The organism is Castellaniella sp. (assembly GCF_049650445.1).
In the GTDB taxonomy this organism is placed as follows: Bacteria; Pseudomonadota; Gammaproteobacteria; order Burkholderiales; family Burkholderiaceae_B; genus Castellaniella.
In genome coordinates this window covers 68,535-90,112 of record NZ_JBASAD010000016.1, presented here as the reverse complement: position 1 = coordinate 90,112, position 21,578 = coordinate 68,535, and the positions used below count along the sequence as shown (strand labels likewise).

24 protein-coding genes are annotated in these 21,578 nt (G+C 66.3%); 17 read left to right on the top strand and 7 right to left on the bottom strand.

The annotated features are described in order from the left end of the window. Positions 1-71 precede the first annotated feature (71 nt). The 8 genes from rpsA (at position 72) to cysM (ending at position 7,426) form a co-directional block, all read left to right on the top strand. A complete protein-coding gene (rpsA, locus tag WA983_RS04870; RefSeq protein ID WP_424251152.1) occupies positions 72-1,784 on the top strand; it encodes a 30S ribosomal protein S1 in 1,713 nt (570 codons plus the stop codon). An 8-nt stretch (positions 1,785-1,792) separates the two neighbouring features. Beyond that, positions 1,793-2,137 (top strand): integration host factor subunit beta, encoded by a 345-nt coding sequence (locus WA983_RS04865; protein WP_376814157.1) that lies wholly within the window; start codon positions 1,793-1,795, stop codon positions 2,135-2,137. A 105-nt stretch (positions 2,138-2,242) separates the two neighbouring features. Next, positions 2,243-2,566, top strand: a complete 324-nt coding sequence (locus WA983_RS04860) for a LapA family protein (RefSeq protein ID WP_424248179.1) — start codon at positions 2,243-2,245, stop codon at positions 2,564-2,566. Between the two features lie 14 nt (positions 2,567-2,580). Continuing rightward, positions 2,581-3,819 (top strand): lipopolysaccharide assembly protein LapB, encoded by a 1,239-nt coding sequence (gene lapB / locus WA983_RS04855; RefSeq protein ID WP_424248178.1) that lies wholly within the window; start codon positions 2,581-2,583, stop codon positions 3,817-3,819. After that, positions 3,816-4,751: a D-glycero-beta-D-manno-heptose-7-phosphate kinase gene (rfaE1, locus tag WA983_RS04850; RefSeq protein WP_424248176.1), complete on the top strand. Its 936-nt coding sequence runs from the start codon at positions 3,816-3,818 to the stop codon at positions 4,749-4,751. The genes lapB and rfaE1 overlap by 4 nt, the downstream gene beginning before the upstream one ends. Further along, entirely contained in the window at positions 4,748-5,752 is a 1,005-nt protein-coding gene (gene rfaD, locus WA983_RS04845) for an ADP-glyceromanno-heptose 6-epimerase (RefSeq protein WP_424248174.1), read from the top strand. Before rfaE1 ends, rfaD begins: the two co-directional genes overlap by 4 nt. A gap of 240 nt (positions 5,753-5,992) precedes the next feature. Then, positions 5,993-6,376: a ComEA family DNA-binding protein gene (locus WA983_RS04840; RefSeq protein WP_424311679.1), complete on the top strand. Its 384-nt coding sequence runs from the start codon at positions 5,993-5,995 to the stop codon at positions 6,374-6,376. 138 nt (positions 6,377-6,514) lie between these two features. After that, a complete protein-coding gene (gene cysM / locus WA983_RS04835) occupies positions 6,515-7,426 on the top strand; it encodes a cysteine synthase CysM (RefSeq protein ID WP_424247765.1) in 912 nt (303 codons plus the stop codon). 46 nt (positions 7,427-7,472) lie between these two features. Here the strand turns inward: cysM and mltB are convergent, their stop codons facing one another. Beyond that, positions 7,473-8,666, bottom strand: a complete 1,194-nt coding sequence (gene mltB, locus WA983_RS04830) for a lytic murein transglycosylase B (RefSeq protein WP_424311678.1) — start codon at positions 8,664-8,666, stop codon at positions 7,473-7,475. Positions 8,667-8,676: 10 nt separating this feature from the next. Between mltB and WA983_RS04825 the strand changes: the two genes are divergently transcribed. The 6 genes from WA983_RS04825 to argE all read left to right on the top strand — a co-directional run bounded on the left by WA983_RS04825 (position 8,677) and on the right by argE (position 15,382). Next, complete coding sequence (locus WA983_RS04825; protein WP_424247452.1) at positions 8,677-9,600, top strand: histone deacetylase family protein; 924 nt, start codon at positions 8,677-8,679, stop codon at positions 9,598-9,600. A 75-nt stretch (positions 9,601-9,675) separates the two neighbouring features. Continuing rightward, positions 9,676-10,425, top strand: coding sequence for an electron transfer flavoprotein subunit beta/FixA family protein (locus WA983_RS04820; RefSeq protein WP_424247450.1), 750 nt, complete (start codon positions 9,676-9,678; stop codon positions 10,423-10,425). Next, positions 10,426-11,355, top strand: a complete 930-nt coding sequence (locus tag WA983_RS04815) for an electron transfer flavoprotein subunit alpha/FixB family protein (RefSeq protein ID WP_424247448.1) — start codon at positions 10,426-10,428, stop codon at positions 11,353-11,355. A gap of 91 nt (positions 11,356-11,446) precedes the next feature. Continuing rightward, positions 11,447-13,261 (top strand): acyl-CoA dehydrogenase, encoded by a 1,815-nt coding sequence (locus WA983_RS04810; protein WP_424247446.1) that lies wholly within the window; start codon positions 11,447-11,449, stop codon positions 13,259-13,261. Between the two features lie 115 nt (positions 13,262-13,376). After that, the gene (locus WA983_RS04805) at positions 13,377-14,018 is read left to right on the top strand and encodes a peroxiredoxin (RefSeq protein ID WP_424247444.1); all 642 of its coding nucleotides are present in this window, start codon (positions 13,377-13,379) and stop codon (positions 14,016-14,018) included. A 194-nt stretch (positions 14,019-14,212) separates the two neighbouring features. Continuing rightward, entirely contained in the window at positions 14,213-15,382 is a 1,170-nt protein-coding gene (gene argE, locus WA983_RS04800) for an acetylornithine deacetylase (protein WP_424247454.1), read from the top strand. 8 nt (positions 15,383-15,390) lie between these two features. On the opposite strand, the gene WA983_RS04795 is transcribed toward argE, so the two are convergent. Then, complete coding sequence (locus WA983_RS04795; RefSeq protein ID WP_424247442.1) at positions 15,391-16,026, bottom strand: VOC family protein; 636 nt, start codon at positions 16,024-16,026, stop codon at positions 15,391-15,393. A gap of 235 nt (positions 16,027-16,261) precedes the next feature. Between WA983_RS04795 and WA983_RS04790 the strand changes: the two genes are divergently transcribed. From WA983_RS04790 to WA983_RS04780, 3 genes are all read left to right on the top strand, one after another. Further along, positions 16,262-16,603, top strand: a complete 342-nt coding sequence (locus WA983_RS04790) for a hypothetical protein (RefSeq protein ID WP_424247440.1) — start codon at positions 16,262-16,264, stop codon at positions 16,601-16,603. A 92-nt stretch (positions 16,604-16,695) separates the two neighbouring features. Next, positions 16,696-17,067, top strand: coding sequence for a 50S ribosomal protein L19 (gene rplS, locus WA983_RS04785; RefSeq protein WP_376813700.1), 372 nt, complete (start codon positions 16,696-16,698; stop codon positions 17,065-17,067). A 129-nt stretch (positions 17,068-17,196) separates the two neighbouring features. Next, a complete protein-coding gene (locus tag WA983_RS04780) occupies positions 17,197-17,991 on the top strand; it encodes a CoA pyrophosphatase (protein WP_424247438.1) in 795 nt (264 codons plus the stop codon). Here WA983_RS04780 and WA983_RS04775 read toward each other — a convergent pair. The 5 genes from WA983_RS04775 to WA983_RS04755 form a co-directional block, all read right to left on the bottom strand. Next, positions 17,951-18,361, bottom strand: a complete 411-nt coding sequence (locus tag WA983_RS04775; RefSeq protein ID WP_424247436.1) for a cupin domain-containing protein — start codon at positions 18,359-18,361, stop codon at positions 17,951-17,953. The two genes, WA983_RS04780 and WA983_RS04775, sit on opposite strands and share 41 nt — an antisense overlap. 36 nt (positions 18,362-18,397) lie before the next feature. After that, a complete protein-coding gene (locus tag WA983_RS04770; RefSeq protein ID WP_424311677.1) occupies positions 18,398-19,150 on the bottom strand; it encodes an SDR family NAD(P)-dependent oxidoreductase in 753 nt (250 codons plus the stop codon). A gap of 11 nt (positions 19,151-19,161) precedes the next feature. Continuing rightward, positions 19,162-19,917, bottom strand: a complete 756-nt coding sequence (locus tag WA983_RS04765; protein ID WP_424247433.1) for an SDR family oxidoreductase — start codon at positions 19,915-19,917, stop codon at positions 19,162-19,164. A gap of 71 nt (positions 19,918-19,988) precedes the next feature. Continuing rightward, complete coding sequence (locus tag WA983_RS04760) at positions 19,989-20,447, bottom strand: carboxymuconolactone decarboxylase family protein (protein ID WP_424247431.1); 459 nt, start codon at positions 20,445-20,447, stop codon at positions 19,989-19,991. Between the two features lie 123 nt (positions 20,448-20,570). Continuing rightward, positions 20,571-21,476 carry an RNA polymerase sigma-70 factor gene (locus tag WA983_RS04755; RefSeq protein ID WP_424247429.1) on the bottom strand — a complete coding sequence of 302 codons (906 nt, stop codon included), beginning with the start codon at positions 21,474-21,476 and terminating at the stop codon, positions 20,571-20,573. Positions 21,477-21,578 lie beyond the last annotated feature (102 nt).

Below are 21,578 nucleotides of genomic sequence, written 5' to 3'. Positions count from 1 at the left end.
GTTTTTTCACTCCGCCGGGCGTTTTGCCTGGCGTGTCATGATTGCCCTTCGGGGCGTATGGATTATCGTTCATGTCCACCCTTACCACTGAAGCCGCCCTGGGCGGCGAAAGCTTTGCCGATCTGTTTGCCGCCAGCATCAAAGATCAGAACATGCGCTCCGGCGAGGTCATCTCCGCCGAAGTCGTGCGCGTCGACCACAATTTCGTCGTGGTCAATGCCGGCCTCAAGTCCGAAGCCTACATTCCCCTGGAAGAATTCCTGAACGACCAGGGCGACCTGGAAGTGCAGGACGGCGACTTCGTTTCCGTCGCCATCGATTCCCTGGAAAACGGCTACGGCGACACCATCCTGTCGCGTGACCGCGCCAAGCGCCTGTCGGCCTGGCTGCAACTGGAACAGGCCCTGGAATCCGGCGAACTGGTCAACGGCACCATCACCGGCAAGGTCAAGGGCGGCCTGACGGTCATGACCAACGGCATCCGCGCCTTCCTGCCGGGTTCGCTGGTCGACCTGCGTCCCGTCAAGGACACCACCCCCTACGAAGGCAAGACCCTCGAATTCAAGGTCATCAAGCTCGACCGCAAGCGCAACAACGTCGTGCTGTCGCGCCGTGCCGTGCTCGAAGCCAGCATGGGTGAAGAGCGCGAAAAGCTGCTCGAAACGCTGCACGAAGGCGCCATCGTCAAGGGTATCGTCAAGAACATCACCGACTACGGTGCGTTCGTGGACCTGGGCGGCATCGACGGCCTGCTGCACATCACCGACATGGCCTGGCGCCGTGTCCGCCACCCGTCCGAAGTGCTGCAGGTGGGTCAGGAAATCGAAGCCAAGGTCCTCAAGTTCGACCAGGAAAAGTCCCGCGTGTCGCTGGGCGTCAAGCAACTGGGCGAAGATCCCTGGATCGGCCTGGGCCGCCGCTACCCGCAAAGCACCCGCCTGTTCGGCAAGGTCACCAACCTGACCGACTACGGTGCGTTCGTTGAAGTCGAAGCCGGTATCGAAGGTCTGGTGCACGTCTCCGAAATGGACTGGACCAACAAGAACGTCGATCCGCGCAAGGTCGTGACCCTGGGCGAAGAAGTCGAAGTCATGGTCCTGGAAATCGACGAAGACCGTCGCCGCATCTCGCTGGGCATGAAGCAGTGCCGCCCGAACCCCTGGGAAGATTTCGCTTCGAACTTCAAGCGTGGCGACAAGGTCCACGGCGCCATCAAGTCGATCACCGACTTCGGCGTGTTCGTCGGTCTGCCCGGCGGCATCGACGGCCTGGTGCATCTGTCCGACATCTCCTGGTCCGAGACCGGCGAAGAAGCCGTGCGCAACTTCAAGAAGGGTGACGAGATCGACGCCGTGGTGCTGGGCATCGACACCGACAAGGAGCGCATCTCCCTGGGCGTCAAGCAGCTCGAAGGCGATCCGTTCAACAACTTCGTGGCCACCTACGACAAGGGCGCCGTCCTGTCGGGCACCGTGAAGTCCGTCGAACCCAAGGGCGCCGTCGTGACGCTGTCCGTGGACGTCGAAGGCTACCTGCGTGCCTCGGAAATCTCCGCTGGCCGCGTCGAAGACGCCACCACGGTGCTGCATGCCGGCGACCAGGTCGAAACCATGATCATCAACGTCGACCGCAAGGCGCGTTCGATCCAGTTGTCGATCAAGGCTCGCGACAACGCCGAAACGGCTGAAACCATCCAGCGCATGACCGAAGCCAGCGCCTCCTCGGGCACCACCAACCTGGGCGCCCTGCTGAAGGCCAAGCTCGACCAGCAGCGCGACGAGTAATGCCTGGCCTGACCAAGTCCGAACTCATCGCCGTGCTGGCGGGCCGCTATCCGCAGTTGGCGGCCCGTGACATGGACTTTGCAGTCAAGACGGTCCTGGACGCGATGGCCGATGCGCTGGCCCAGGGGCAGCGCATCGAAATCCGCGGCTTCGGCAGCTTTTCCCTCTCGCGGCGTCAGCCGCGCGTGGGCCGCAATCCGAAATCCGGTGAAAAAGTGCACGTGCCGGCCAAGCTGGTGCCGCACTTCAAACCCGGCAAGGAACTGCGCGAACGCGTGGACCAGGGGCCTGACGGCGGCGACGCCGACGAGCCCGCCACCGTGGCCGATCTGTACCAGGCCCGCATGATGTAATGCGGGCCGCGCCGCGCCATCGCGGCCGAACGACGGGCGGTGCCTTTTGCGAGGCACCGCCCGTTTTCTTTTACAATGCCTAGATTGCCCCGAGGAGCTTGTCGCATGCGCTACCTGGTCTGGATTCTGCGGCTGGTGATCTTTATCATCGTGCTGCTTTTTGCCTTGAAAAACACCGCGCCGGTGGACGTCGGCCTGTTTGCCGACCATGTGTTCAGCCAGGTTCCGCTGATCGTCGTGATGTTGGTCGCCTTCGTTCTGGGGGTGGCTTTCGGTCTGCTCATGGCGGCCACGGGCATGCTGCGCCGCCGCCGTGAAATCAACCGTTTGCGTCGCGAACTCGCTCGCGCCCAGGACGCCCTGGACCATCCCCAGACCGCGTCCGCCCCGGTGATCCCCGAAACCGTCGCGCCGCTGGCGCCCCTGTAGCTCGGGGGCAGGTCGTGGATTTCGAGCCCTGGTGGCTGATCATCGTCCCGGTGCTGTTCGGTCTGGGCTGGCTGGCAGCGCGTTTTGATTTCCGCCAGATGCTGTCGGAAACCCGGGCGCTGCCCGATTCCTACTTCAAGGGACTGAACTTCCTGCTCAACGAGCAGCCCGATCGCGCCATCGACGCCTTTGTCGAGGTCGCCAAGCTCGATCCGGAAACCACCGAACTGCACTTCGCCCTGGGCAGTCTGTTCCGCCGCCGGGGCGAGATCGAGCGCGCCATCCGCGTGCACCAAAGCCTGCTCTCGCGCGAAGACCTGCCGCTGCCCGATCGCGAAAACGCCCAGTTGGCCCTGGCCCAGGACTTTCTCAAGGCCGGCATGCTGGACCGCGCCGAACAGGGCTTTCTGGCGGTGCTGCAGACCCGTCACGTGCTGGAAGCTTTGCGCGCCCTGGTCCGCATCCACGAATCCGAGCACGACTGGGGCAAGGCCATCGACGCGGTCCAGCAGTTGCGCAGCCGCATCGACGAGCCCGTCCCGCAGTTGGCCCACTACCACTGCGAGCGCGCCCAGGCCTTGATGGAGTCCAAGACGCCGGACTTCGATGCCGCCGCCCAGGCCCTGGATGCCGCCGAGAACGCCGCGCGCCAGAACGGTGCCACTCCGGCCTCCGAGACCCGCGTGCGTATGCTGCGCGCCCGTTGGGCGGCCCTGCGCGGCGACCTGGAAGCCCAGCGCGCCCAACTCCAGGATGTGCTCATCATCGCGCCCGAATTCTCCGGCCTGGTCGCCCAGCAGTTGCTGGATTGTCATGCGTCCCTGGGGCGCGCCGCCGAAGGTCTGTCGCTGCTGCGCGAGCAGTACGTCCGCTTGCCGACGCTCGACCTGTTCAACGTGATCTTCCGCGCCCTGCACGCCTCGGAGGGCACTGTCCCGGCCTGGGCCTTCGCCCGCCAGGCGCTGCGTGCTCACCCCTCGCTGCTGGGGCTGGACCGTCTGCTCGAAGTCGAGCTGGCCCAGGGGGCCGCTGGTGCAGAGGATTCCCAGGGCGGCGAGCCCCTCCCGGACTCGGCCCTGATGCCGGGGGCCGACCTGAGCCTGCTGCGCAGCATGATCCATAAACACAGCCAGCGCCTGGACCGCTATGCCTGCGAGCACTGCGGCTTCGAGGCGCGTCGCTACTACTGGCAATGCCCGGGCTGCAACACCTGGGAAACCTACCGGCCTCGCCGCCTGGAGGAAATTCGATGACGCCATTTCCGGCCCGGGCGGCTGCAGCCGCCCGGATTCTTGTTGTCGGCGACATCATGCTGGACCGCTACTGGTTCGGCGAAGTCGATCGCATCTCGCCCGAGGCCCCCGTCCCTGTGGTCCGGGTCGCCCGCCGGGAAGACCGCCTGGGCGGGGCGGCCAACGTGGCCCGCAACATCGTCGCCCTGGGCGCTCAGGTGGGGCTGCTGGGTGTGATCGGCGCGGACGAGGCCGGCATCCGTGTGCGCACCCTCACGCGCGAGGCCGGCGTGCGCGACCATCTGGTCGAGGACCCCGCAGGCATGGACACGACGCTGAAGATGCGTGTGCTGGGACGTCAGCAGCAGTTGCTGCGGGTCGATTTCGAGCAAGGTCCGGGCGCGGGCGCGCTGGACGCGCTGGATGCCGGCCTGGCGGACATCCTGGCGGACTACGATCTGCTGGTGCTGTCGGATTACGCCAAGGGCGCCTTGTCCCGGGTCGAGTCCATGATCCGGGCGGCGCGTGCGCGCGGCATCCCGGTGCTGGTCGACCCCAAGGGGCATCGTTATCCACGTTACCAGGGCGCCACTCTGGTCACGCCCAACCGCAGTGAAATGCAGGACGCCGTCGGCCGCTGGGATTCCGAAGACGACCTGACGCGCCGCGCCCAGGCCCTGCGCCAGGAACTGGATCTCGAGGCCTTGCTGATCACCCGTTCCGAACAGGGAATGACGCTGTATACCGCCCAGGGCCGCCAACACGTGGACGCCCAGGCGCACGAAGTCTTTGACGTGTCCGGCGCGGGCGACACCGTGCTGGCCACCCTGGCCGTTGCCCGGGCCGCCGGCCTGGGCTGGTTCGAATCCATGGCGTGGGCCAACCGCGCCGGCGGCATCGTCGTCGGCAAACTGGGCACCTCCATCGTCACCGCAGAGGAATTGACATCATGATCGTGGTCACCGGCGCGGCCGGCTTCATCGGCAGCAACCTGGTCCGCGGCCTGAACGCGCGCGGCGTCTCCGACATCCTGGCGGTCGACGACTTGACCGACGGCGACAAGTTCCGCAATCTGGTCGATCTGAACATCGCCGACTACCAGCACAAGGACGAGTTCCGCCGCCAGGTGCTGGCAGGCGAACTGCCGCGGCCCGACGCCGTGTTCCACCAGGGCGCCTGCTCCGACACGACCGAGCGCGACGGCCATTTCATGATGGACAACAATTACCGCGTCACGCTGGAATTGTTCGAATACTGCCAGACCCGCGAAGTCCCCTTCATTTATGCCTCGTCGGCTGCCGTGTACGGGGCGGGTCCGAATTACGTCGAGGACCCGGCCTGCGAATCGCCGCTGAACGTCTACGGCTATTCCAAGCTGCTGTTCGACCAGGTGCTGCGCCGACGCATGGATCGTCTGACGGCCCAGGTGGTGGGTCTGCGCTATTTCAACGTCTACGGTCCTCGTGAACAGCACAAGGGTCGCATGGCCTCGGTCGCCTTCCACAACATGAACCAGTATGCGCGCGAAGGGCACGTGCGGCTGTTCGGCGGCTGGGACGGTTATCCGGACGGCGGCCAGCAGCGCGATTTCATCTTCATCGACGACGTGGTCAAGGTCAATCTGCACTTTCTGGACCATCCGGAAGTCTCCGGCATCTTCAATTGCGGCACCGGGCGTGCCCAGCCCTTCAACGACGTGGCCCAGGCCGTGGTCAACAGCCTGCGTGTGCACCAGGGGCAACCGGCCCTGCCGCTGCCGGAACTGGCGGCGGGCGGACATCTGCGCTACATCCCGTTCCCGGATGATCTGAAAGGCCGCTACCAGAGCCATACCCAGGCCGATCTGACCCAGTTGCGGGCTGCCGGCTACACCGGTCGCTTCAGCGACGTGCAGACGGGGGTGGGCGCCTACGTCAACCGGTTGCTGGAGTCCGGCAAGCTGACGGTCGACTGATCCCGAGCCCGACACCGTCCTGCGGTTTTCCCGGACGGACATTCCGGATCAAGCCCCCCTCCATTTCCGGCCCGCCCGGGGCATCATGACCAGACCCTCACACCACAGGAGTTGGTCATGAATCCCTTTCTGCACGAAACGGCCGGTCGGCCCCCCGCCGCGCCGTCCGGCGCCGCTTCACGTTGTGTTTCTTCCGCACCCCGCGCACCGAGCCGTGGTCCTGCTCCCCGGGCCGGGCGTTTGCCCGCGAGGCGTCTGTCGCATCTGCTGACAGCGGCCGGTCTCGCCGCCCTGACCTGGGCCGGCGCGGCGAGCGCCGTGGACTTGAATACGGCCACCCTGGATCAGTTGCGGGGCATACGCGGCATCGGTCCCAAGACCGCCCAGGTCATCCTCGACGAGCGCGCGCGGGGCGGGCGCTATCTGTCGTTCGCCGATCTGTCGGACCGGGTGCGCGGTATCGGCCCGCGCCGGGCCCAGTCCCTGCAGTCGGCGGGCCTGACCATCGACGGCGGCGGCACGCGCGTGTCGGGGCAGGGAGGCGGTGCGCGGACCGCTACCGGTGCGACCGCAGACGGTGAGGCGGCGGTGCCGGTCAAGCCCCCGGCGGCCGCCCGGCGCTGAGCGTGCGGCTGTGCTGGCCCTGTGCCGCCGTTTCCGGGCGCAGAGCCGGCGCGACAGGGTGTCCAATATGCCGTCTTCTCATAAGCATATTCCGGCCCGGAAACACACCGGATCGGGCGGGTGGGCGGGTGTATGATTTTGTCCATGAAAATCTATCCCACCATCGAAGACATCATCGGCTCCACGCCTCTGGTGCGTCTGCAACGCCTGCCGGGCGATGTCGGCGCGCCGCGCGGCAACGTGATCCTGGCCAAGCTGGAAGGCAACAATCCGGCCGGATCGGTCAAGGATCGCGCGGCGCTGAGCATGATCCGCCAGGCCGAAGCGCGTGGCGACATCCGCCCCGGCGATACCCTGATCGAGGCGACCAGCGGCAATACCGGGATCGCCCTGGCCATGGCGGCCGCCGTGCGCGGCTACCACATGATCCTGATCATGCCGGACAACTCGACCCAGGAACGCTGCGCCGCGATGACGGCCTATGGGGCCGAGCTCATCCTGACGCCAGCCCAGGGCGGGGGTATGGAATACGCCCGTGATCTGGCGCTGCGGATGCAATCCGAGGGCAAGGGCAAGGTCCTGGACCAGTTCTCCAACGCCGACAACCCCCGCGCCCATTACGAGACGACCGGCCCGGAAATCTGGCAACAGACCGATGGCAGGGTGACGCACTTCGTCAGCGCCATGGGCACGACCGGCACCATCATGGGCGTGGGCGCGTATCTGCGCGAACAGAATCCGGCCGTGCGCATCATCGGCGCCCAGCCGGCCGAAGGCGCCCACATCCCCGGCATCCGCAAATGGCCGCAGGCCTATCAGCCCAGCATCTATGACCCGGCCGGCGTCGACGCCTTCGAGCCCATCGCGCAGGATCAGGCGGAAACCATGGCCCGGCGCCTGGCCGCCGAAGAAGGTATCTTCGGCGGGATTTCCTCGGCCGGCGCGGCCGTGGCCGCGCTGCGCGTGGCCGCCACGGTGCGCGACGCCACCATCGTCTTCATCGTCTGCGACCGGGGCGACCGCTACCTGTCGTCCGGCGTGTTCAACTGAACGCCGCCCCGCAAGGCGCTGGAGGCCTCTGGACGAGCCTGCGCGTCTAGGCGCCCGGGCCGCCGAACCGGTTCGGATCGCCGTAGCCGATCCGGTCGGCGATCTCGTGCGCCAGATCCGCCACGGATGCCGCATAGAAATAGCTGCGGTTGTACTGGGTGATGGCGAAGAAATTGGGCGTGGCGCAGCGCACGTCGTGGGTATCGCGGATTTCGTCGCGCAGGTCGATCACACCCAGCGGCTGGGTCTGCCAGGCCGTTCCCCCGCCCGGCAGCGCCCGGGCGCCGGCGGTCTTCAGCGCGGCCCAGTCGCTTTCCGGTTTCAGGCCATCCTGGGCCAGCCGCACAGCGCCGGCGGGCAGGGCCACAGGCGCGAAGACCGGCACGTCGCGCACCCAGCCGTGTTCCTTCAGGAAGTTGCCCACGGACGCGATGGCGTCATCCGTATTGTTCAGCAGGTCGATGCGGCCGTCGCCGTCACCATCCACCGCATAGCGCATCAGGCTGCCCGGCATGAATTGCGGCAGCCCCATGGCGCCCGCAAACGAGCCCTCCACGGCCCGCGCATCCAGCGCGCCCCGGTGATCCAGCACGATCAGGTCGGCCAGTTGTTCGCGGAACATCGCCTGACGTTCCGGCCGGTTCGGGTCGGGATAACGGAAACCCAGGGTGGCCAGCGTGTCCAGTACCCGGTGATCGCCGGTGTAGCGGCCGTAGACGGTTTCGATGCCGATGATGGCGACGATGATCGAGGGCGGCACGCCCGTGCGGGCGCTGGCCCGGTCGATTGCGGCCCGGTGTTCCTGCCAGAAGGAGACGCCTGCGCGGATGCGGATCGGATCGACGTGGCGCTGGCGGTAGCTGGTCCAGGCGCGGCGGATGCGGCCCGTGCGCGTGGGCGGTGTCATCAGACGCGCGGCGGTCGCGTTGTAGTGCGCCTCGGCCAGCAGGGCTTCGACCTTGTCCAGGGGCAGGTCGTATGCCTGGGCGGTCTTTTGGGCAAATGTCTGGACTTCGGGCAGCAGCTTGCCATCGGCACCGAGAAAATCACCCAGAGTTTGCGCGGGTTTCCCGGGAGTCGGTGTTCTGCTAGAATTAATACGATCGTTTGAAACGATTGTTTGATTCGTCGTTCCCGACAGAGGAGCGGCGGGCGGTTTGGAGCCGCTGTGGCTACTGGCGCAACCGGATATAAAAAGCGACGCTACGGCAACTTGCAAAATACGGGTTGGTCTGAACATAATCGCCCTTATGGAGACACTCTATATTACCCATCCAGCCTGCCGACTGCATGAAATGGGGGCCTGGCACCCCGAATCCCCTCAACGCCTGGATGCGGTGGCCGATCAACTGGCCGCCAGCGGCCTGATGGATTTCCTGTCTCACCGCACGGCGCGCCCCGCCAAACCCGAGGACGTGCTGCGGGTGCACACACCGGAATACCTGGCGTTCCTGCGTCAGCATGCGCCGGCGCACGGCTATTTTCCGGTGGACCCCGACACGATCATGAATCCGGACACACTGTCGGCGGCCTGGGCTGCGGCGGGCGCCGGTCTGACGGCCCTGGACGAGATCCTGGCCGGTCATGCGCAGACGGCGTTCTGCTCCATCCGTCCGCCGGGCCATCACGCGCGTCCCGATCAGGCCCTGGGGTTCTGCTTTTTCAATAACATCGCCATTGCGGCCCGCTACGCCCTGGATCACTATGGTCTCTCGCGCGTCGCCATCGTGGATTTCGACGTCCACCACGGCAACGGCACCGAAGAAGCCTTCCTGGACGAAGACCGGGTCCTGATGTGCAGTTTCTACCAATATCCGCTGTTCCCGGGAACCCGGCAGGAAAATCCTGGGCCGAATATGATTAACATTCCGGTCGATGCTTATTCCGGGGGAGACGTGATCCGCTCCCTCGTGACGGATCGCTGGCTACCGGCCTTGCGTGCTTTCAAGCCCGAATTGATCCTGGTGTCGGCGGGGTTCGACGCTCACCGCGAGGACGATATGGGTAGTCTTAAACTGGTCGAGGCGGACTATGCCTGGATCACCGAACGTCTGGTCGAGATTGCGGCCGAATCTGCCCAGGGGCGGATCGTCAGCTTTCTCGAAGGCGGTTACGACCTGTCAGCCCTGGGGCGCAGCGCGGTGGCGCATGTGCGGGCGCTGGGTGGTTACTGATGGGGCCGTGCGTGATGACGCGATTCGTCGTCGGACGCAGCCATTCTGTTTTCTTTTCATTCTGGAGTATGCTCGATGAAGGTCCTGGTACCGGTCAAGCGCGTGGTTGACTACAACGTCAAGGTGCGCGTCAAATCCGATCACACTGGCGTAGACATCGCCAATGTCAAGATGTCCATGAATCCGTTCGACGAAATCGCCGTCGAAGAAGCCACCCGCCTGAAGGAAAAGGGCGCTGCCACGGAGATCGTGGCCGTATCGTGCGGAGTGGCGCAATGCCAGGAGACCCTGCGCACGGCCATGGCGATCGGCGCGGACCGGGGCATCCTGGTTCAGACCGATGCCGAACTGCAGCCGCTGGCGGTGGCCAAGGTGCTCAAGGCCCTGGCCGACAAGGAACAGCCCGGCCTCATCATCCTGGGCAAGCAGGCGATCGACGACGACGCCAACCAGACCGGCCAGATGCTGGCTGCGCTGCTGGACTGGCCGCAGGCCACCAACGCCAGCAAGGTCGAGGTCCAGGGCGACCGCGTGCAGGTCACCCGCGAAGTCGACGGCGGCCTGGAGACATTGAGCCTGACGCTGCCGGCCATCGTCACGACCGACCTGCGCCTGAACGAGCCGCGCTACGTGACGCTGCCCAACATCATGAAGGCCAAGAAAAAACCGCTGGATACGGTAGCCCCCGACGCCCTGGGCGTGGACGTGGCGCCGCGCCTGAAGACGCTGAAGGTCGTCGAGCCGGCGAGCCGCTCGGCCGGCGTCATCGTGGCCGACGTGGCCGCTCTGGTGGACAAACTCAAGAACGAAGCGAAGGTGGTGTAAATGAGCATTCTGGTCATTGCTGAACATGACAACGCCCAACTGGGCGCAGCGACCCGCAACGCGGTGGCTGCTGCTGCGGCCATCGGGGGCGAGGTGCACGTGCTGGTGGCGGGCTCCGGCGCACGCGCCGTCGCTGATCAGGCGGCCCAGGTCGCGGGTGTGAGCAAGGTTCTGCTGGCTGACGGCGCATCGCTGGCCGCGGGCCTGGCCGAGAACCTGGCTGCGCAAGTGCTGGCGGTGGCGGGTGGCCACAGCCACATTCTGTTTGCGGCCACGGCCTCGGGCAAGAACGTCGCGCCGCGAGTGGCCGCCAGGCTGGACGTGGCGCAGATCTCCGACATCGTCGCCGTGGAATCGGCTGACACCTTCGTGCGGCCGATCTACGCCGGCAACGCGCTGGCGACGGTGCAGTCTGCGGACGCGACCAAAGTCATCACCGTGCGCACCACGGCGTTCGATCCGGCGGCGGCCACGGGCGGCTCGGCGGCGGTCGAGACGATCGACGCGGTGGCTGATTCGGGCAAGTCGCAGTTTGTGGGTCGTGAGCTGGCCAAGAGCGACCGGCCTGAGCTGATGGCGGCCTCGGTCGTCGTGTCGGGCGGTCGCGGCCTGGGCAGCGCCGAGAATTTCAAGATTCTGGACCCGCTGGCGGACAAGCTGGGTGCGGCGCTGGGCGCCTCGCGCGCGGCGGTGGACGCAGGCTACGCGCCCAACGACTGGCAGGTCGGCCAGACCGGCAAGATCGTGGCGCCGCAACTGTACGTGGCGATCGGGATCTCGGGCGCGATCCAGCACCTGGCGGGGATGAAGGACTCGAAGGTGATCGTGGCGATCAACAAGGACGCCGAGGCGCCGATCTTCGGCGTGGCCGACTACGGCCTGGTGGCCGATCTGTTCCAGGCTGTACCTGAACTGGTCAAGGCGCTCTAAGCCGGCCTGGCGAAATGGCGGGTCTCTTCGGGGACCCGCAACGCTTCATGCGGGGGGGCTCTTCCCTTTCTCGCGCACCACAGGAATTGCGATGACATACCAGGCTCCTACCCAGGATATTCGTTTCATTTTGCGCGAACTGGCCGACCTGAAGGGCGTGCTGGCGCTGCCGGGCTTCGAAGAAATCTCCGAAGATCTCGTCGATGCCGTGCTCGAGGAAAACGCGCGCTTCGTCGAACAGGAAATCGCGCCGCTGAACCGCGCGGGCGACACCGAGCCGGCCCGCTGGAGCGAGGACGGTGTACAGACCTCGCCCGGCTTCAAGGCGGCGTTCCAGGCTTTCGCGCAGGGCGGCTGGCAAGGTCTGCCGCATGAAGCTGAATACGGCGGCCAGGGCCTGCCCAAACTCGTCTCCGCGCCAGTGACGGAAAGCATCAATGCCGGCAACCTGGCCTTTTCCCTGTGTCCCCTGCTGACGGATGGCGTGATCGAGGCTCTGTCCATGGTGGGGTCGGACGCGCAAAAGGCTCGTTTCATTCCGCCGCTGCTGGAAGGCCGCTGGACCGGGACCATGAACCTGACCGAGCCGCAGGCGGGCTCCGACCTGGCGCTGCTCAAGTCCCGGGCCGTGCGCCAGGACGATGGCAGCTATCGCATCACCGGTCAGAAGATCTTCATCACGTATGGGGATCACGACATGGCGGAAAACATCATCCACCTGGTGCTGGCGCGCACGCCGGACGCGCCCAAGGGCGTCAAGGGCATCTCCCTGTTCATCGTGCCCAAGTTCCTGGTCGGCGACGATGGCGCCCCGGGCGCTCGCAACGACGTGGTGTGCGCCTCGCTGGAACACAAGCTGGGCATTCATGGCAGCCCCACGGCGGTGCTGCTGTACGGCTCGGGCCAGGGCGAAGCAGGCGAGGGCGGTGCGGTCGGTTATCTGATCGGCGAAGAAAATCGCGGCCTGGAATACATGTTCATCATGATGAATGCGGCGCGCTACGCGGTCGGCCTGCAGGGCGTAGCGGTGTCCGAGCGCGCGCTGCAGCACGCGACGGCCTATGCGGCCGAGCGCATCCAGGGCAACGCCCTGGAAGGTTCCGCCGGCCCGGTGCCTATTGCACGCCACCCTGATGTGGCCCGCATGCTGGGCATCATGCGGGGTCTGACCGAAGGCGCGCGCGCCGTGGCTTATGTCGCGGCCGGTTGCCGGGACAAGGCGGATCATCTGACCGACGAGACGGAGCGTGCACGCTGCAAGGCTGCGTACGAATACTTCGTGCCCATCGTCAAGGGTTTCTCCACAGAGTCATCCGTCGAGGTCGCCTCGCTGGGCGTGCAGGTGCATGGCGGCATGGGTTTCATCGAGGAAACCGGCGCCGCCCAGTACTACCGCGACGCCCGCATCCTGCCCATCTACGAAGGCACGACGGCGATCCAGGCCAATGACTTCATCGGCCGCAAGCTGGTGCGCGACGGCGGTGCCGTGGCGCGCGAACAGATCGCCGGAATGCGCAGCACGGCGGCAGCCCTGCGGGCGGCCGGCGGCGTGCATGCCCAGGCCCTGGGCATGATCGGCGAGCGCCTGGAGACGGCGGCCGGAGCCTACGAGTCGGCGCTGGCCTTCGTGCTGGAACACATCCGCGAGGACATCCGGGGGGTGTTCACCGGCAGCGTGCCGTGCCTGATGCTGGCCGGCACCGCACACGCGGGCTGGCAACTGGGGCGTTCCGCCCTGACGGCGGCCGTCGCCATCGGAGAGGGCTCGACCGACGCGTTCTACCCGAACAAGATCGCCACGGCCGTGCAGTATGCCGCGCACGTGCTGCCGCGCGCGCTGGCGCTGGAGTCCGCCATCCGGGACGGCGGACTGGCCGATCGCTATGTGCGCCAAGCGCAGATATAAACATAACTATTCGGTATTTCAATAGCTGTTTATATTCTGCAAGAATCTTAAGTGTCTGAACTGAATTCGCCGCCCGGGTCCTCCGGGCGGCAGATACTTGAAACAGGAGCTATTGATGAGCACTTTGCGTCTGGGCGATGTCGCCCCCGATTTTGAACAGGACTCTTCCCTGGGCAAGATCAAGTTTCATGAATTCCTGGGCAACGGCTGGGGTGTCCTGTTCTCCCACCCGGCCGACTTCACGCCGGTCTGCACGACCGAATTGGGCTACACCGCCATCCTGTCGGGCGAGTTCGCCAAGCGCGGCGCCAAGGTGATCGCCGTGTCCATCGACGGCAAGCAGTCGCACCTGGACTGGATCAAGGACATCAACGACACCCAGAAGACCAACGTTCAATACCCGATCCTGGCCGACGAGGACCGCAAGGTCGCAACTCTGTACGACATGATCCACCCGAACGCCAGCACCACCGCTACGGTGCGCTCGGTCTTCGTCATTGACCCGAACAAGAAAATCCGCCTGATCCTGACCTACCCGGCCAGCACGGGCCGCAACTTCGACGAGATCCTGCGCGCCATCGATTCCCTGCAACTGACCGACAACTACAGCGTCGCCACCCCGGTGAACTGGAAGCAGGGCGATGACGTCATCATCGTGCCGTCGATCAAGGACCCGGCCGTCCTGAAGGAAAAATTCCCCAAGGGCTACACCGAGATCCGTCCCTACCTGCGCACCACGCCGCAGCCGGACCTCTGATCCTGCAGGATGAGCCCGGACATGTGCCAGTCCCTGCGGACTGGCACATGCCTGGCGAATCCGAGCGGCATACGAGCCGCGCCGTGGGCGCAAGCTGAAGGCCCCGTCATGCGAGCCCGTCGAGCCCCGATCACCGGATCGAATCCGCTGGTCGGGGTTTCCTTTCTTGGAGTCCGGGAGATACCATGTCATCCATGGACAGCATGAACACACAGGGATGGCTGCGGCGGCTGGTGGCCTTCGATACGACCAGCCGGAACTCCAATCTCGCGATGATCGAGACGATTCGCGACGCGCTGGCGGCGCACGGCGTGACGTCCGAACTGAGCCATGCGCCGCAGGGCGGGAAGGCCAATCTGTTCGCCACGCTTCCCGCTCACGATGGCGCGACGCACGGTGGAATCATCCTGTCCGGACATACCGACGTCGTGCCGGTGGATGGGCAGGACTGGAGTTCGGATCCTTTTTCTCTGACTGAAAAGGACGGCAGGCTGTATGGCCGGGGCACGGCCGACATGAAGGGTTTCATCGCCGCCTCGCTCGCTCTCGTACCGTATTTCCTGTCCTTGAAAAGAGCCAAGCCCCTGCATCTCGCCTTTTCATACGATGAGGAGGTTGGCTGCCTGGGGGCGCCCGTGATGCTGGCCGCGCTCGAGCGGCGCGGTGTGCGCGCCGAGGGCTGCGTGGTGGGCGAACCCACCGGGATGCGCGTGGTGGTGGCGCACAAAGGCATGAATCTGTACCGCTGCCGGGTGCATGGCAAAGCGGCGCATTCTTCGCTGACGCCCCGAGGATGCAATGCCATCGAGCATGCCGCCCACCTGATCTGCCGTTTGCGGGATCTGGCGGATCAGTTCAAATCCCAAGGGCCTTACGACGCGTGTTATGACGTGCCGTTCACCACGCTGAGCACCAATCTGATTTCCGGCGGGATCGCGGTGAATACCATCCCGGATGTCTGCGAGTTCAGCTACGAGTTCCGCAATCTGCCCGGCATGTCGCCGGACCGCATCCAGGGGCGGATCGAGGCGTACATCCAGACGGAATTGCTGCCCCGGATGCGCCAGGAGCATGATGCCGCACGCGTCGAGGTCGAGCCCATGCCGGTGGCGGTCCCCGCCCTGGAGGCGTCCGAAGACGAAGCCATCACCCGGCTGGTGCGCGATCTGACCGGTGACCGCGGGATGAGCAAGGTGAGCTACGGCACCGAGGGTGGGCAGTTTCAGAATGCCGGCGTTCCCACGGTGGTTTGCGGCCCCGGCCATATCGAGCAGGCGCATCGGGCCGACGAATTCATCGAGGCGGCCCAACTGCTGGCGTGTGAGGATTTCCTGCGCCGGCTGGCGGGCTCGTTGGTGGACTGAGTCCGGCCTTACAGTGTTCGGGGCCCGTGTGGGGTGTCGATATGCGCGATCAGCCGCGCCGCGGCGCCGGGCTCGGCACGGCGCACGGATACCGGAGCGTCCAGTGCCAGCGATGACAGCAGGCGGGTGACGCGGTCCGGGTCCGGATGAACGATTTCGAGTCGATCGAGAGCGCATCCCTGATCTTTCATCCGGGCGGCCGGATGCGTGTCGGTGTGCCACTCGATGAGGGCGGGGGCGACGCCGTCCAGCGGGACCGATCCGTCGGCGGGAATGGTGATGAGCCAGTCGAGCGCACCGCGGCTCATGGATTCGATCGGGCCCAGCGGCTCTGACGCGGCCGCCGCCGCGGCCTGGATGTCGGTGCTGCGCACGACCCAGGTGGACAGTGACGGAGCCGATCGGGGGTCGAGCGTATCGAGCCCGAACCAGCGAGGCCGATCGGGCGCCGGAGCTGCCGGGTTGGGGGCGATCACCTCCAGATACAGGGTGTCGCCTAGGCGCAGCAACTGGTTGTGTGTGGCCATGCGCGGATGCTCGCCGCCAGCCTGCGGAGACACGCCGAGCGCGTCGGCGACGAACGCGGCGCCGGCTTCGAGCGAGGAAGCGGTGATCGCGATGTGGTCGAGGAAGGAATGCGGCACGCTGGATTCTCCAATAGAAGACAACGCTACTTTACAGCCGTCTGTCGCCAGGTCTGCGGCGGATCGACGGATCGGCCAGGTTGCCGCCGGTCGGCGGGATTTCGTCCCCGCATGTTGCATATTTTCTCTTGCGCCGATCACTGTTTCTTTGTACAGTATTTGCGAATACTGGATAAAACAACAGTTCTGGCGCTGGCCGCCGGACACACCTGGGGGATTCAAGATGGCTGGATCGATGGCTTGGAACGGAACGTGGACCTGGACGGGCGTGGGCGCTGCCGGGCGCGGCGGGTCGGGGCGGGGTACTGCGGCGCGGGTTGTGCGCGCAGACCCCTCGGGCGTGCTCCAGGGGCCCTGGGTGTCGGGTGGATCGTGGGGCGGCCGTCCCGCCGGGCGTACCTCGCGTTGGGGGCGGACGGCGTCGACGCCTCGGGCAGCCTCGGTGCATCGGCCCCGCACCGGACAGCGGATCGGCTGGCGCCGCCTGGCTGCGCTGGCGGGCGACGTCCTCATGGTCCTGACCTGGGCCGCCATGATTCCGGGCATGATGTGGCTGGGTGTAGCGGCCGGGTTCTGATATAATTCCCGGTTTGCATCCTCTGGCCCGGTATTTCCAATATGTCACATTCGTGACCCAAACCTGGTGCCCATGATGCCTTGGAGCCTATCTTGAATCTGATCGAAACGCTTGAACAAGAAGAAATCGCGCGCCTGACCGAAGGCCGCACCATCCCCGCATTTGGCCCCGGCGACACGGTCATCGTGAGCGTCAACGTGGTCGAAGGCACGCGCAAGCGCGCCCAGGCCTACGAAGGCGTGGTCATCGCCCGTCGCAATCGCGGCCTGAATTCTGCCTTCACCGTGCGCAAGATCTCGTCGGGCGAAGCCGTCGAGCGGACCTTCCAGCTGTATTCTCCGCAGATCGCCTCGATCGAAGTCAAGCGCCGTGGCGACGTCCGTCGTGCTAAGCTGTACTATCTGCGCAACCTGACGGGTAAGGCCGCTCGCATCAAGGAAAAGCTGGTTCGCAAGGCTGTCTGATCACGGCATCGCGTATCAATCCAAGGGCACCCGTTCGGGTGCCCTTTGTTTTTTGCCGCCGGATGAATTCCCTCGGCAAAATTGTTCCGGCGCGATCGAGCCGCGTCGGGATTTCACCGTCGGGATTTCATGTCGTATCGGATGACGGACCCGGACAGGGATCGTGTCGCGAGTTTTGATCCTCGGATCCAGCCCGTCCTGCCCAGCGCGCCTTTGCCGCCCCTGCCGCCGGAATGCCTGCGACTGGACGCCATCCGCCGGGCATTCCAGCACCCGGTCGACTGGCAGGTCGAGCCCTTGTTTGCCCAGGCCTTCGTCCCGGGCGGAGATTCCTATGCCCGCGCGCGGCAGGCCGCAGTCCTGATGCCGCTGGTTCAGCGTGAAACGGGCCTGAACGTGTTGTTCACTCGCCGCGCCGATCATCTGCACCATCATGCTGGCCAGATCAGCTTTCCGGGTGGGCGCATCGAATCCTCGGACGATGGCCCGGTGGCGGCCGCCATCCGCGAAACCCGCGAGGAAATCGGCGTCGAGCGGCGTTTCGTCCAATTGATCGGTACGCAGCCGACGCTGTTGACCACCACCGGCTTTTTGATGACCCCCGTGGTGGGCGAACTGCTGCCCGGTTTCCACATTCGTGCCGATGAAGCCGAGGTTGCCGAGGTCTTCGAGGTGCCCCTGGCCGCCCTGATGGACCCGGGCCGGCACGTGCTGCACCGGATGGAATCGTCCCTGGGGCATGGCCGGTGTTATTTCGCGATACTCTGGGAATCCCACTTCATCTGGGGGGCTACGGCGATCCTGATTCGCAATTTTTACCATTTCCTGGCGGCTTCGCAGGGGATCGCCGTCCTGGGCGCAGGCACCCGGGGCGAACGGCCCGCTAGCGGGCCGGCAGAACGGGGGGACGGCCCTCGTCCTTGATCAGCACCGCCAGGAACCTGGCGGGCCGCGTGGCGCTGGCGTTGCGGCCGACGGTATGGACGTCGTCCGGGCCCTCGTGAAAAGCCTGCCCGGGGCGCAGGACCGTCTCCGGGCCGCCTCGGACGCCCATCACGATTTCCCCTTCCAGGACGTAGATCAGGCCGTGAGCGTCGTGCCTGTGGACGGGGTCGACGCCGCCGGGCGGGTATTCCACCAGCAGCATCAGGGCTTCCTTGCTCGGCATGTCGGGCAGGTTCTGTCTCATGACCTGAGTGACGATCGGTCCGGGCGGAGATGCGGGGGGCGGCTCGGCTGCGGATGCAGCGCAGGCCAGGCAAAGCAACGCCGCGAGAGTCTTCGGGTGAGGCATGGCTGTGTACTCCTCGATGATGTGATTGGAGCGGGCTCAGGCGATGACCAGGCCGCCGTCGACGCGCAGGATCTGGCCGGTGATCCAGGCGGACCCGGGTGCGGCCAGCGACACGATCCAGGGCGCGATGTCCTCGGGTTCGCCGCGCCGGCCCATGGGGATTCTGGCGCGTTCGTCGGCCTTCACCCCCTCGATCTGTTCGGGAGTCAGTTGCATCCGTTCTTCCAGGAAGCGGGTTTCGGTCGGCCCGGCGGCGACCGCGTTGACGCGGATCCCGTCCGCAGCGAATTCCAGCGCCCAGCAGCGCGTCATGTGCTCCAGGGCCGCCTTGCTGGCGGCGTAGTGCGAGAGCCCGGCGGCGGCCTTGTGGCCAAAGGTGCTCGAGACGTTGATGATCGCTCCTGCGGCCGCCTTCAGGTGGGGCAGGGCGGCGCGCGCCAGCAGCGAGGGACCGATGACGTTGGTGGCGAAGATCGCGGCGATGCGGTCGGCGCCTGCCTGCGCCAGCGGCAGAATGGCTCCGGCGCCGGCATTGTTGACCAGGACGTCCAGCCGTCCCCAGCGTTGGACGGTGGTGGCGACGGTGCGTTCTGCGTCCGCTGCGCTGGCTGCGTCCGCGACGATGTAGTCGATGCCTGGCGCCTGGCGGGCGGCGGCGGCCAGGCGGGCCTCGCTCCTGCCGGTGATGACGGCGCGTGTGCCGGCGGCGGTGAAGGCCTTGGCCGCCGCCAGGCCGATGCCGGCTCCGCCGCCCGTGATGAGCGCGATCCGCGGTGTGAATGCCTGCATGGTGTTCCCCATCAGCGGGCCGGCGCGGCCTGGGCCGCCAGCCAGCTTTCCAGGGGCAGGGTTCCGAGCCTGGCCTGCGCGCCGGGCATCAGGGTCGTGTCGCCGATCCGGTCGCCGAAATACAGCGCGTCGTCGTCCCGGACGATTTCCGCCGCAGCCGACGCCGGGAGCGTCTTGCGCAGCAGATCGGTCAGATGGAACGGTGCGGGGCCCGCGACCTCGCGCATGCCGTTCAAGGGCGGCTCGATGGCGACCCGAGCGAGCGCCGCGGCGACGTCGTCCGCGGCCATCGGCTGCAGTAGGGCGGCGGGCGCGCGGATGGCACCGTCCCGCGTGAAGGACTGGGCGATGGAGCCCAAGAACTCAAAAAACTGTGTTGCCCGGACGATGGTGTAGGGGAGCGGGCCGTCCGCGATCAGGGCCTCCTGGGCGATTTTGGCGCGAAAGTATCCGCTGTCGGGCAGGCGTTCGGAACCGACCACGGAAAGCGCGACGTAGTGGCGGATGCCGGCATCCCGGCCGGCGCGCAGGAGCTTGCCGGTGGAAGTGCAGAAGAACGCCATCACGGCGCTTTCCTCGAAGGAAGGGGAGTTGGTGACGTCGATCAGGACCTCGGCGCTTGCCAGCGCCCGGTCCAGGCCTTCGCCGGTTACCGAGTTCACGCCTGAGGAGGGCGAGGCGGCGAGCACGGTGTGGCCCGCCTGCTTCAGGCGCGCCGAGAGCTTGCGGCCGATGAGGCCGGTGCCGCCGATAATAACGATGTGCATCGGGATTCCTTGCATGAGAATGGAACGGAGAGGGCGCGCGCCCTTCCGGGACACGGCGGGGAGGGCCGCGATCAGTCGATCGGTTTTGCTGGAATCGGGGCGCTCATGCCGATGGCCATCCGGTTCCAGGCGTTGATCGCGGCGACCGCCCAGCAGAGCTCGACGATTTCCTGGTCGTCGAACTCGGCCTGGAGCGCCTCGAAGTCGGCGTCCCGGTCGCTGTGCCGGTCGGCCAGGCGGGTCATGGTCTCGGCCCAGTTCAGCGCCGCCCGTTCACGGGCGCTGTACAGCTCGGTCTCGCGCCAGGTCGAGAGGCTGTTGATGCGTTGCCAGGTTTCGCCGTGCTTGCGCAGGTCGCGCGCGTGCATGTCCAGGCAGAAGGCGCAGCCGTTGATCTGCGAGACGCGGGTCTGGATCAGGTCCGTCAGGATCGGTCCCAGGGTGGAGTTGGAGAGGGTGGCATTGACGCCGGCCATGGCCTTGTAGGTCTTGGGCGCGATGTCCGTCCAGTTCAGGCGGGGGTGCGACATGGAATCACCTCGAGTGGGAAGTTGAAGGGTTCACACTCAAGACGGACGGCGATGCCGGCCTGTGACGGCATCATCCAAAAAAATTTTCATTCCAGCGCCCCGGCGCCGGCCCCGGTCCGAGGCTCAGGGCTGCACGCTCAGTTCGCGGCCCAGGGTCTGCGCCAGCCGCGCGAGCTTGTCGGGATTGCGCTGCGCGTGGATGCGAGTGATGCGCGTGCCGTCGGTCTCCAGGTATTGCGCCGATTCGAGCTTGCCCTCGATGAAGCGCAGCAGCCGCCATTGGCCGTCGGCGAGGGCGATCTCGCAGCGGACCCGGCCGCGGAAGCGCAGGCAGGTCGCCAGGTAGAGCTGCGCGATGCGCTGTCCACCCAGCAGCGGCACGCCGAAGCTGGCGACCTTGCCGCCGCCGTCGCCGACCAGTTGGGCGTCGGCCGCCAGCACCGACTTGAGCGCCGTGAAATCGCCCGTCGAGGCGGCCTGGGCGAAAGCCTGGAGCAGGCTCCGCTGCGCTTCGGGATTCACGGGCGCCGGCTTGCGTTCGTCCTTCAGTCGGACCCGGGCGCGATGCACCAACTGGCGGCAGGCGGCCTCGGTCCGGTCCAGCACCCGGGCAATCTCGTCGTAGCCCTCGTCGAACACGTCCCGCAGCAGGAAGGCTGCGCGCGCTTCGGGCGAGAGCCGTTCCAGCACGGCCAGCAGGGCGTAGGAGACGTCGTGCGAGCGCTCCAGCGCCTGCTCTGGCGAGGGCGCGGGGTCGGCCAGGTCCGCCAGGCCGGGCTCCGGGAGCCAGGCGCCGACGTAGTGTTCCCGCCGGGCCTTGGCTGCCCGGAGCCGGTCGATGGACAGCCGGGTCGTGACGGAGACCAGCCACGCCTCGACGTTGGCCAGGGCACCCCGGTCCGCCGCGTGCCATTTGAGCCAGGCGTCCTGGACGACGTCCTCGGCCTCGGCCCACGATCCGAGCATGCGGTAAGCGATGCTCTGCAGGCGGGGGCGGTGGTGATTGAATGTGAAGGTGGCGTCGCTCATGTCGGCATCCAGACGGTCGAGGTTCCCATTTTGTGACAACCCGGGTCGCCGGACCAGTGCGGGGAACGAAAACGAGGCGCCGTGCCCGCGTGACCGGGGTCC

Coding starts and splice junctions, on each gene's coding strand:
- rpsA (WP_424251152.1), top strand. CDS start 72: ATGTCCACCCTTACCACTGAAGCCGCCCTGGGCGGCGAAAGCTTTGCC.
- WA983_RS04860 (WP_424248179.1), top strand. CDS start 2,243: ATGCGCTACCTGGTCTGGATTCTGCGGCTGGTGATCTTTATCATCGTG.
- rfaE1 (WP_424248176.1), top strand. CDS start 3,816: ATGACGCCATTTCCGGCCCGGGCGGCTGCAGCCGCCCGGATTCTTGTT.
- rfaD (WP_424248174.1), top strand. CDS start 4,748: ATGATCGTGGTCACCGGCGCGGCCGGCTTCATCGGCAGCAACCTGGTC.
- mltB (WP_424311678.1), bottom strand. CDS start 8,666: ATGTTCAGACCAACCCGTATTTTGCAAGTTGCCGTAGCGTCGCTTTTT.
- WA983_RS04825 (WP_424247452.1), top strand. CDS start 8,677: ATGGAGACACTCTATATTACCCATCCAGCCTGCCGACTGCATGAAATG.
- WA983_RS04820 (WP_424247450.1), top strand. CDS start 9,676: ATGAAGGTCCTGGTACCGGTCAAGCGCGTGGTTGACTACAACGTCAAG.
- WA983_RS04815 (WP_424247448.1), top strand. CDS start 10,426: ATGAGCATTCTGGTCATTGCTGAACATGACAACGCCCAACTGGGCGCA.
- WA983_RS04810 (WP_424247446.1), top strand. CDS start 11,447: ATGACATACCAGGCTCCTACCCAGGATATTCGTTTCATTTTGCGCGAA.
- WA983_RS04805 (WP_424247444.1), top strand. CDS start 13,377: ATGAGCACTTTGCGTCTGGGCGATGTCGCCCCCGATTTTGAACAGGAC.
- argE (WP_424247454.1), top strand. CDS start 14,213: ATGGACAGCATGAACACACAGGGATGGCTGCGGCGGCTGGTGGCCTTC.
- WA983_RS04790 (WP_424247440.1), top strand. CDS start 16,262: ATGGCTTGGAACGGAACGTGGACCTGGACGGGCGTGGGCGCTGCCGGG.
- WA983_RS04780 (WP_424247438.1), top strand. CDS start 17,197: ATGTCGTATCGGATGACGGACCCGGACAGGGATCGTGTCGCGAGTTTT.
- WA983_RS04775 (WP_424247436.1), bottom strand. CDS start 18,361: ATGCCTCACCCGAAGACTCTCGCGGCGTTGCTTTGCCTGGCCTGCGCT.
- WA983_RS04770 (WP_424311677.1), bottom strand. CDS start 19,150: ATGCAGGCATTCACACCGCGGATCGCGCTCATCACGGGCGGCGGAGCC.
- WA983_RS04765 (WP_424247433.1), bottom strand. CDS start 19,917: ATGCACATCGTTATTATCGGCGGCACCGGCCTCATCGGCCGCAAGCTC.
- WA983_RS04760 (WP_424247431.1), bottom strand. CDS start 20,447: ATGTCGCACCCCCGCCTGAACTGGACGGACATCGCGCCCAAGACCTAC.
- WA983_RS04755 (WP_424247429.1), bottom strand. CDS start 21,476: ATGAGCGACGCCACCTTCACATTCAATCACCACCGCCCCCGCCTGCAG.